Raw genomic sequence first — 8,483 nt, 5'->3', positions numbered from 1 at the left:
GCGGTCAAGGCCGATGTATCGCGAGACGAGGACGTCGACCGTCTGTTCGAGACAGTCAAGGAGAAACTCGGCGGGCTCGACGCGCTGATCAACAATGCCGGCATTGCCGGGCCCACCGGCGGTGTCGACGAGATCGAACCGGACGACTGGCGGCGCTGCATCGACATTTGCCTCACCGGCCAATTCCTCTGCGCGCGACGCGCCGTGCCGCTGATCAAGGCAGCCGGCGGCGGCTCGATCGTGTCGATGTCGTCGGCGGCTGGCCGGCATGGCTACGCGTTCCGCACGCCCTATTCGGCGGCCAAATTCGGCGTCATCGGCTTCACCCAGAGCCTCGCCAAGGAGCTTGGGCCGCACGGCATCAGGGTCAATGCCATCCTGCCCGGCATTATCGAGGGGCCGCGCATCGAAGGCGTCATCGCGGCACGCGCCAAACAGGTCGGCATCAGCCACGAGGAGATGACCGGGCGATATCTGCAGAACATCTCGCTGCGACGCATGACCAGCCCCTATGACGTAGCCTCGATGGTGGCGTTCCTGCTGTCCGATGCGGGCATCAACATTTCCGGCCAGTCGCTCGGCGTCGACGGCAACGTCGAAACACTTTGAGGATCGATCCATGGCCATTGTCGCGATTGTCGGAAGCGGGTTCATTGGGCGGGCCTGGGCGATCAGCTTTGCCCGCGCCGGCCATGATGTGCGCATGTGGGACCAGTCGCCTGCCGCGACGGGTGGCGCGCGCGACTACATAGAGGGCGTGCTCGGCGATCTCTCCGCGAACGACCTGCTGCGCGGGCAATCCGTCGACACCGTACTTGGCCGCATCGCCATCGCTGCCGAGCTGGCGGAGGCGCTGGCCGGCGCAACCCATGTGCAGGAAAACACGCCAGAAAATCTCGATGTGAAGCGGGCGGTTTTCTCGCTGATCGACAGGCTTGCCGGGCCGCAAACGATCATCGCCAGCTCCGCCTCGGCGCTGTTGCCGTCGAAATTCACCGACCATCTGCAGGGCCGGCACCGCTGCCTGGTCGTGCATCCGATCAACCCGCCCTATCTCATTCCCGCGGCAGAGGTGGTGCCGGCACCGTGGACTTCCGCCGAGACGCTGACGAAGACGCGCGCCTTCCTCATCGATGCCGGCCATGCCCCGCTGGTGATGAGGCGCGAGCTCGACGGCTTCATCATGAACCGCCTGCAAGGGGCCTTGCTGGAGGAGGCTTTCCGGCTTGTCGCGGACGGCTACGCCAGTGTCGAGGATGTCGATATAGGCATTCGCGATGGGTTGGCGCTGCGCTGGTCCTTCATGGGACCGTTCGAGACCATCGACCTCAACGCACCCGGCGGCGTGCGCGATTATGTCGATCGTTACCAGGGCATCTATTCCAACATCTTCCCGCAGATGCTGCGCCGCGTCGACTGGGCGGGGGAAGTCATGAAAACGGTCGAGGCCGAGCGCAGCAAGCGCCTGCCGAGGGAAAATCTGGGTGACCGGCAGGTCTGGCGGGATCGCCGGCTGATGGCACTGGCGGCACACAAGAAGAAATCAGATCGGGAGTTCGGACAATGAAAGAGACCAGCCGCAAATCAGGCGCATCGGCGGCCAAGGGTAAGGTCATCATCACCTGTGCGGTGACGGGCGCGATCCATACGCCGACGATGTCGCCCTATCTCCCGATCACGCCGGACCAGATCGCCTCGGAGGCGATCGCCGCGGCGGAGGCCGGTGCCGCGATCCTGCATCTGCACGCGCGAGACCCGGAAACCGGCAAGCCCGACCAGACACCGGAGGCGTTCGCCCGCTTCCTGCCGCGCGTGAAGCAAGGGACCAATGCCGCCATCAACATCACCACCGGTGGCAGCCCCTACATGAAGGTCGAGGAGCGCGTGCGCCCCGCTGCCCAATTCAAACCGGAGGTCGCCTCACTCAATATGGGCTCCATTAATTTCGGGCTCTATCACCTCGCCGACAAGTACGAGACCTTCAAGTTCGACTGGGAAAAACCGCATCTGGAGGCGACGCGCGACCTTGTTTTCCGCAACTCGTTCAAGGACATCGAGTACATTCTGGCGACTTGCTACGACAATGGCACGCGTTTCGAGTTCGAGTGCTACGACATCGCCCATCTCTACAACCTCGCCCACTTCGCCGATCGCGGGCTGGTGAAGCCGCCGTTCTTCGTGCAGTCGGTGTTCGGCCTGCTCGGCGGCATCGGCACCCATCCCGAAGACGTCGCCCATATGAAGCGCACCGCCGACCGGTTGTTCGGCGACCAGTTCCGCTGGTCGGTGCTGGGCGCCGGCGCCAGCCAGCTGCGCATCGCCGCGCAATCGGCAGCACTCGGCGGCAACATCCGCGTTGGGCTGGAGGACAGCCTGTGGGCCGGCAAGGGCAAGCTCGCCAAGTCGAACGCCGAACAGGTCTTGCTGGCGCGCAAGATCATCGAGGGGCTTGGCATGGAGGTGGCGACGCCTGACGAGGCGCGCGAGATCCTGTCCCTGAAGGGCGGCGACAAGGTCGCCTTCTGACGCGGCCAATCGCTGCACACCGATACAGAGGATGGCATGAAGATCGAAGTCGTGGTGGATGTGAAGACGACGTTGGGCGAAGGCCCGTTGTGGGACGTCGAACAGGAGCGCCTTTACTGGATCGACAGTTTCGACGGGCGCGTGTTCCGCGCCACCGCCGATGGGGGCGAGATCCGCTCCTGGGACGTGCCGATGAAGATAGGCTCTATGGCGCTGCGCAAGGATGGCAGCGGCGCGGTCGTCTCGCTGCAGCGCGGCTTCCATCTGCTCGATTTCGCCACCGGTGAGGTGACGCTGATCCATGATCCGGAGCCGGACAGGCCGATGAATCGTCTCAATGACGGCAAGGTCGATCGGCGCGGCCGTTTCTTCGCCGGCTCGATGGATACGATGGAGGAGGGGCCTTCAGGCGGGCTGTATCGGCTCGATCCGGATTTCTCCGTCACCAGGATCGATTCCGGTATCATCTGCTCCAACGGCCCATGCTGGAGTCCGGACGACCGCACCTTCTATTTCGCCGATACCTGGACCGGCGAGATCTGGGCCTACGACTACGACATCGCTACCGGCGTTGCCACCAACCGCCGCACGTTCGTGCGCGTCGACACAAGCAAGGGCGGCGCGGCCGACGGCTCGACCGTCGACGCGCAGGGGTATCTTTGGAATGCGCTGGTCTATGACGGCCGCCTGGTGCGCTACGCGCCGGACGGCACCGTCGATCGCATCATCGACATGCCGGTGAAGAAGATCACCAGCGTGATGTTCGGCGGGCCGAAGCTCGACACGCTCTATGTCACCTCGATGGCCAAGCCGCCGCTGCCGCGCTTTCCCGGCGACGGTGTCCTGCGCGGCAGCCTGTTCGCCATCACCGGCTTGGGCGTGACGGGCGTTCCTGAGCCGCGATTTGGCGGCTGACGGGCTGGGCAGCTCCCCAGGCCGAAATTGACAGTCGGCATGGTGCCGAGTCCGGTAGGCGGACCGGTGTCGCTACGCGCGACGATCTGGATTTCGTGTCTGACAGGACGAGGGTGCGAGTTCTTCTTGGGCAAGAAATAGCAAGGCCGCCGTCGGCCTTGCTATTGCCGTTCCGGTCGACGCCTAAGGCGTCGTCTGCGCTTCGATCTTGGTAGCCATCTGGTCGATCTTGTCTGCAAGGACGCCTTGCGCCCAGGCGGTGACGTCTTGGTCGACGGGCTTGTTGGCCATGTCCGTCAGCGCTGCATCGAGCGATGCCTGATCGGTGCCGACAGCCGCCGTGGCAGCCGCCGCCTGAGCCTGGTCCGCCGCCGCGTTGTCGGCGTCGACAACGGCCTGCTGGGCGGTGATCTGATCTTTCACAGCCTGGATCTGCGCGGCCGTGGCGTTGGGATCAGCCTGCAGCGCGGTGAGTTGTGCATTCAGCTTATCCAGTTGGGCCTGCGCGGCGGCCGCCGTGGCTGCTGCCGTCTCAGCCGCGGCCTGGGCAACCTTGGCTTTCGCGGACTGTGTCACGAAGGCCTGGATGGCAGCGAATTTCTTGCTCTTGGAATTCATATAGGCGTTGATGTTGCGCTGCAGGGAGTTCAGCCGGCCGAGTTTGGCATGGATGTTTTTCTCCTTCGGCACGGATGCGACCTGGGTGGTCGTGTCGACCGTGGTGTCGGTCGTTGCGTCGGCATCGATCTTGCCAACACGTCCCGGGGCCGACGCAGATTTGCCATGCGAGGCACCGCTGTTGTCCTTGCCATTGTCGCCAGCATTGCCGCCGGCATTGCCGCCGCCATTGCCGTTGCCCCCGCCATTGCCGTTGCCGCCACCATTGCCGCCACCGTGCCCGTTGCCGCCGGCCCCGGCGAGCGCCGGCGACGCCAGAAGCGCCAATGCGGCAAGCGCCGCGAACAGAGTTTTTCGGTTTGTCATGGGGTCTCCTCGAGGAATCGCCGCCTCCGCCCAACCGCGCTAGACCAGCGTAATATGAGAATCCACTAATCGTACGGAGTAAACTTTAGACAAATGCGGTCGCAATGCGCGATCCTGATATTGGGTTGTGGATTAACTTATTGATATTTCGTGAAAATAAGCGCTGTGACGTCGCTGCGCTACTGAAGTCCCATGCCACCCAGGACCATGGTCCTGCCTGTCAGTCGCGGTCGGAAACGCGTTGGAATAGGGGAACTCGATGACGACAAGCCTGCCCCAATGCCGTCGGGCAGGGACACCACGGCGTTGCTCTCAGCGAAGACGAGGTGGTTGTCGTATTGGTTGGGGCCTGAGTCTAGATCAGCAGCAGGCCCTTCATGCTGGCGTATCCCTTACGCCCGATGATGATGTGGTCGTGCACGCCGATGCCCAGCCGTTTGCTCGCTTCGATGATCTCTTTCGTCATCTCGATATCGGCGCGCGACGGCGTCGGATCGCCTGACGGGTGGTTGTGAACCAGGATGATCGCGGTGGCCGACAGTTCGAGCGCGCGCTTGACCACTTCCCTGGGATAGACGGGCGTGTGGTCGACAGTACCGGTCTGCTGCACCTCGTCGGCGATCAGCACGTTCTTCTTGTCGAGGAACAGGATGCGGAACTGCTCGCGCGCCTCGAAGGCCATGGCCGAGCGGCAATAGGCGAGGAGTTGTGTCCAGGACGAAAGGACTTCGCGGCCGTGCACCTCGCCATGCGCCATGCGTTGCGCTGTCGCAGCGACAACCTTCAGGTCGAACGCCACCGCCGGCCCGATGCCCTTGACCTCCCGCAGCAGGTTGACCGGCGCGCCAAGCACTTCGGCCAGCGTACCGAAGCGCGCCAGCAATGCCTTGGCGGCGGGTTTGGTATCGGCGCGCGGGATCAGCCGGAAGAGCAAAAGCTCCAGAAGTTCATAGTCGGGCAGGGCGTCTGGACCCGCCGAGGCAAAGCGCTCGCGCAAACGGTCGCGGTGGCCGAGATATCCAGGCTTTTCGGCCGGAGCGGCCCTCGCCTTCGCCGCTGGCCGAACCGGCACTTCGGAGAAGAAACTCCGCTCGTCTTCGTCGCTGGCCTTGCCCATCAGCCCCGCATCCAGCCAATCAGTCGGGCAAGACGGTCGCCCGACGTGTTAAAATATCAGGCCGGCAGGCCGGGCCGGTCGAGGTTCTTGGGCGAGAGCGTGAAAATCTCGCAGCCCGTGTCGGTCACGCCGATCGTGTGCTCGTACTGTGCCGACAGCGAACGGTCGCGCGTCACCGCCGTCCAGCCATCCGACAGCACCTTCACATGGGGCCGGCCGAGATTGATCATCGGCTCGATGGTGAAGATCATACCGGGCCGCATCTCGACGCCTTCATTGGCGCTGCCATAGTGCAGGATGTTCGGGGCGTCGTGGAAGAGCTGGCCGACGCCATGGCCGCAGAAGTCGCGCACCACCGAGCAGCGCTCTGCTTCGGCAAAAGTCTGGATGGCGGCGCCGATGGCGCCGGTGCGGGCACCGGGCCTGACGGCGGCGATGCCGCGCATCAGGCATTCATGGGTGACCTCGAGCAGGCGTTCGGCCGCGCGCTTGATGGTGCCGACCGGATACATGCGCGAGGAATCGCCATGCCAGCCATCGAGAATGTAGGTGACGTCGATGTTGACGATGTCGCCATCCTTCAGCGGCTTGTTGTCGGGAATGCCGTGACAGACGACGTGGTTGATCGAGGTGCAGGACGATTTCGTGTAGCCGCGATAGTTGAGCGTCGCCGGCAGCGCGCCGTGATCCATGCCGAACTCGAAAACGAAACGGTCGATGGCGTCCGTGGTGACGCCGGGCGCGACCATCGGCACCAGCGCGTCCAGGCAGCGGGCTGTAAGGTCACATGCCTTGCGCATGCCGGCAAAGCCGTCCTCGCCATAGAGGCGGATCTGGCCGGTGTTTCTGAGAGGGGCCGTCGCGGCGTCGAGATAGGTGACCATTTTTTCCGTGTAGAAGGGTGGGCGCTGGAGGAGTGCTGGCGTCTGTATCCCGCCAGATTTGGCACTTGAGGGCAAAAGGTTCAAGGCAGAACTGGCTGGTGCGGCCTTAGCCGGCGGGATATTCGTCTCGTCGGAGCAATTTCTATCGGTTTTGCACGGTTTTCCTTTCCGGCTGTGCGTTAGCGGTCCAGGATCGCACGTTCGTCTCCATTCCAAGCATTTGCGTTGCGACCGGTGCGACGGCCTTCAGCCGTGCAGCGGTTGCATGGCGCGTCATTTCCGGATCATTGCAATGCAACAACGTATCAAGACATTCAAAAGCCTGACGCGTGGGCCTCGGCGGCTTCCTTTCTATCCGTCCAAGCGTTCATCTGTATCGGAACCGTCTATTGGGCGATCGCCGCGACACTCTATCTGTCGGGAACCGGGGCGCTCGTCCTTGGTGCCCTGTTCGCCTTGCCGTCGGCCTATGTTCTCTTGACAGTGGTGCGCATGGCTTTCGGTGCGGAGACCGACCCGGCCAATCAATAGGGGCGCCGTGGAGTGAAAAGTTCTGCCGGACCGGCTGGTGCCCGCAGGACTTTGCTCGGCCCGTCTGCCGACAAAGAAGGGCCATTTCCGCAGTGACGACACATTTGCGTGGCACTGAATGGGCAAAGCAACTTTTGACGACGAACGGCGTTGCCTGGGCGACGGGTTCTGGAGATTTGCGGATGGATAGATTGCAATTCGAGGTGCCGGTGCGCATTGCGCAAGGCCCCGGCTTGCCCGTCGAGGAGATCTATAGCGTCGAGCAGGCGCTGGATTTTCTCCAGGACTGGCCGGCACGCCGGCAGGGACCAGTGTATCAGAAAGCCTTCAATGCCTGCTTCGGCGCCACGGTGGACGTGGTCAAGACCGAGGACGCCTGCCGGGCGTTCATGGCGTTCTGCCGTGTCACCGGACTGATGGCCAGTGACATGATGGCGCCGCGCAAGCGTGGCGGCGAGGCAAGCGTGCTGCGCGCCTGAGAGCTGCTTCGCCCGTTCCGATCGACCAACTCCGTTTCTCAGCCAACTTGCCTGAATGTGCGTGGTGATCTCGTTCCGAGATCATCATCTGCATTTCCTCGCAGGATGATGCATCGACATCGGCGTTAAGCTTCCGTTTCCACCTTGGCGGCTACGCCATTGCTTGTTCAGCAATGGTTGATTCGTTGCGTCAGTTCAGGTTTGGAAGATGTCCCCAGAAAAAGTCCGTGCATTCCCGATCGACCGTCAGCTGTTCTTGGTCAGGGAAGTTGCAGCCAAGCTGGACAATCTGCATGGCGAGCCCGCGGCCTCGTTCTGGAGGGCTAAAGCAGCCGAGTTGCTCGACCTTGTTGTCGGGTCGGGCAGGGACAGGGCAACAGCCAGTGATGAAGTGCGGAGGTTTTTCCTGGCCGTGCAGAGAGAGCTTTCGGCTGGACTGGCGACAGAGTCGGCTCCAATTCTTTCCGCCTGAAGAAGATATTCCTTCCAGGCAGCACCAGGCTACGGCTTTGTTGTCCAGGCCGAGGACGCGGTAACCGTCAACGGGCGGAGACGGGTGCCCGATGAGGCTGGTATCGAAGCGACATTGCCTGACCTCGATACATCAAAGTTAAATGCGCGGAATGCGCTTCGTTGCTAATGGTCAGGTGGCGGGGGGCTGCTCGGGAGGAGCGCCCCATGGAAATGCGAGACCTCGTTGCCAAGATATCGGGTGGGCTGCTGAAGCGCCGTGCCAATCCCCCATCGCCGTCCATCAAGCCGGTTCGCGCATCCTTGGCGGACATTCCCTTCAGATCGCGGCCAAAGCCCGAGCATCGCCCACCGCCTCCGATTCGTCCTGCCAGCAACATGTAGTTCGAAGGCTGTTGCCCAGGCGGACGGTGCCGCACAGTGCTGAGGTTCCAGCGCTTTGTGAGTTTGTTGCTTATCGAGACGTCTGCATGCACCGATCAGCCGACGGCCCCCTGTTTGAAGCCAATCGAAGCCCTCATCAAAATTGAAACGAACTTTTTAGCCGTTCCTTCATATATGCGTGCTCTCTAATTT

The 8,483-nt window shown here is 62.7% G+C and carries 10 protein-coding genes; 7 read left to right on the top strand and 3 right to left on the bottom strand.

What is annotated here, in order from left to right; translation table 11 throughout:
- The 4 genes from C1D09_RS24635 to C1D09_RS24620 all read left to right on the top strand — a co-directional run.
- Window positions 1-609 (top strand): SDR family oxidoreductase (locus C1D09_RS24635; RefSeq protein ID WP_143976700.1); only part of this gene is annotated, 609 nt, incomplete at its 5' end.
- A 10-nt stretch (window positions 610-619) separates the two neighbouring features.
- Window positions 620-1,567, top strand: coding sequence for a 3-hydroxyacyl-CoA dehydrogenase (locus C1D09_RS24630; RefSeq protein WP_143976699.1), 948 nt, complete (start codon window positions 620-622; stop codon window positions 1,565-1,567).
- A complete protein-coding gene (kce, locus tag C1D09_RS24625; RefSeq protein WP_019858519.1) occupies window positions 1,564-2,526 on the top strand; it encodes a 3,5-dioxohexanoate:acetyl-CoA acetone transferase in 963 nt (320 codons plus the stop codon). The genes C1D09_RS24630 and kce overlap by 4 nt, the downstream gene beginning before the upstream one ends.
- Window positions 2,527-2,562: 36 nt before the next feature.
- Window positions 2,563-3,441 (top strand): SMP-30/gluconolactonase/LRE family protein, encoded by an 879-nt coding sequence (locus tag C1D09_RS24620; protein WP_143976698.1) that lies wholly within the window; start codon window positions 2,563-2,565, stop codon window positions 3,439-3,441.
- A 183-nt stretch (window positions 3,442-3,624) separates the two neighbouring features.
- Here C1D09_RS24620 and C1D09_RS24615 read toward each other — a convergent pair whose 3' ends face one another.
- The 3 genes from C1D09_RS24615 to map all read right to left on the bottom strand — a co-directional run bounded on the left by C1D09_RS24615 (window position 3,625) and on the right by map (window position 6,426).
- Window positions 3,625-4,425 carry a hypothetical protein gene (locus C1D09_RS24615; protein WP_143976697.1) on the bottom strand — a complete coding sequence of 267 codons (801 nt, stop codon included), beginning with the start codon at window positions 4,423-4,425 and terminating at the stop codon, window positions 3,625-3,627.
- Window positions 4,426-4,780: 355 nt separating this feature from the next.
- On the bottom strand, window positions 4,781-5,542 hold the full coding sequence (gene radC / locus C1D09_RS24610) for a RadC family protein (RefSeq protein WP_143976696.1): 762 nt from the start codon (window positions 5,540-5,542) through the stop codon (window positions 4,781-4,783).
- A gap of 56 nt (window positions 5,543-5,598) precedes the next feature.
- Window positions 5,599-6,426, bottom strand: a complete 828-nt coding sequence (gene map, locus C1D09_RS24605; protein ID WP_095772828.1) for a type I methionyl aminopeptidase — start codon at window positions 6,424-6,426, stop codon at window positions 5,599-5,601.
- Between the two features lie 252 nt (window positions 6,427-6,678).
- Between map and C1D09_RS24600 the strand changes: the two genes are divergently transcribed.
- The 3 genes from C1D09_RS24600 (at window position 6,679) to C1D09_RS24590 (ending at window position 7,908) form a co-directional block, all read left to right on the top strand.
- Window positions 6,679-6,957: a hypothetical protein gene (locus C1D09_RS24600; RefSeq protein WP_246135863.1), complete on the top strand. Its 279-nt coding sequence runs from the start codon at window positions 6,679-6,681 to the stop codon at window positions 6,955-6,957.
- A 182-nt stretch (window positions 6,958-7,139) separates the two neighbouring features.
- Entirely contained in the window at window positions 7,140-7,436 is a 297-nt protein-coding gene (locus C1D09_RS24595) for a DUF982 domain-containing protein (protein WP_143976695.1), read from the top strand.
- Window positions 7,437-7,644: 208 nt separating this feature from the next.
- Entirely contained in the window at window positions 7,645-7,908 is a 264-nt protein-coding gene (locus C1D09_RS24590; protein ID WP_143976694.1) for a DUF6074 family protein, read from the top strand.
- Window positions 7,909-8,483: the final 575 nt, after the last annotated feature.

Source organism: Mesorhizobium intechi (assembly GCF_002879535.1).
GTDB classification, from domain to species: domain Bacteria; phylum Pseudomonadota; class Alphaproteobacteria; order Rhizobiales; family Rhizobiaceae; genus Mesorhizobium; species Mesorhizobium intechi.
This window is presented reverse-complemented; position numbering and strand designations above follow the sequence as displayed.

Coding starts and splice junctions, on each gene's coding strand:
- C1D09_RS24630 (WP_143976699.1), top strand. CDS start 620: ATGGCCATTGTCGCGATTGTCGGAAGCGGGTTCATTGGGCGGGCCTGG.
- map (WP_095772828.1), bottom strand. CDS start 6,426: ATGGTCACCTATCTCGACGCCGCGACGGCCCCTCTCAGAAACACCGGC.
- radC (WP_143976696.1), bottom strand. CDS start 5,542: ATGGGCAAGGCCAGCGACGAAGACGAGCGGAGTTTCTTCTCCGAAGTG.
- kce (WP_019858519.1), top strand. CDS start 1,564: ATGAAAGAGACCAGCCGCAAATCAGGCGCATCGGCGGCCAAGGGTAAG.
- C1D09_RS24620 (WP_143976698.1), top strand. CDS start 2,563: ATGAAGATCGAAGTCGTGGTGGATGTGAAGACGACGTTGGGCGAAGGC.
- C1D09_RS24590 (WP_143976694.1), top strand. CDS start 7,645: ATGTCCCCAGAAAAAGTCCGTGCATTCCCGATCGACCGTCAGCTGTTC.
- C1D09_RS24615 (WP_143976697.1), bottom strand. CDS start 4,425: ATGACAAACCGAAAAACTCTGTTCGCGGCGCTTGCCGCATTGGCGCTT.
- C1D09_RS24595 (WP_143976695.1), top strand. CDS start 7,140: ATGGATAGATTGCAATTCGAGGTGCCGGTGCGCATTGCGCAAGGCCCC.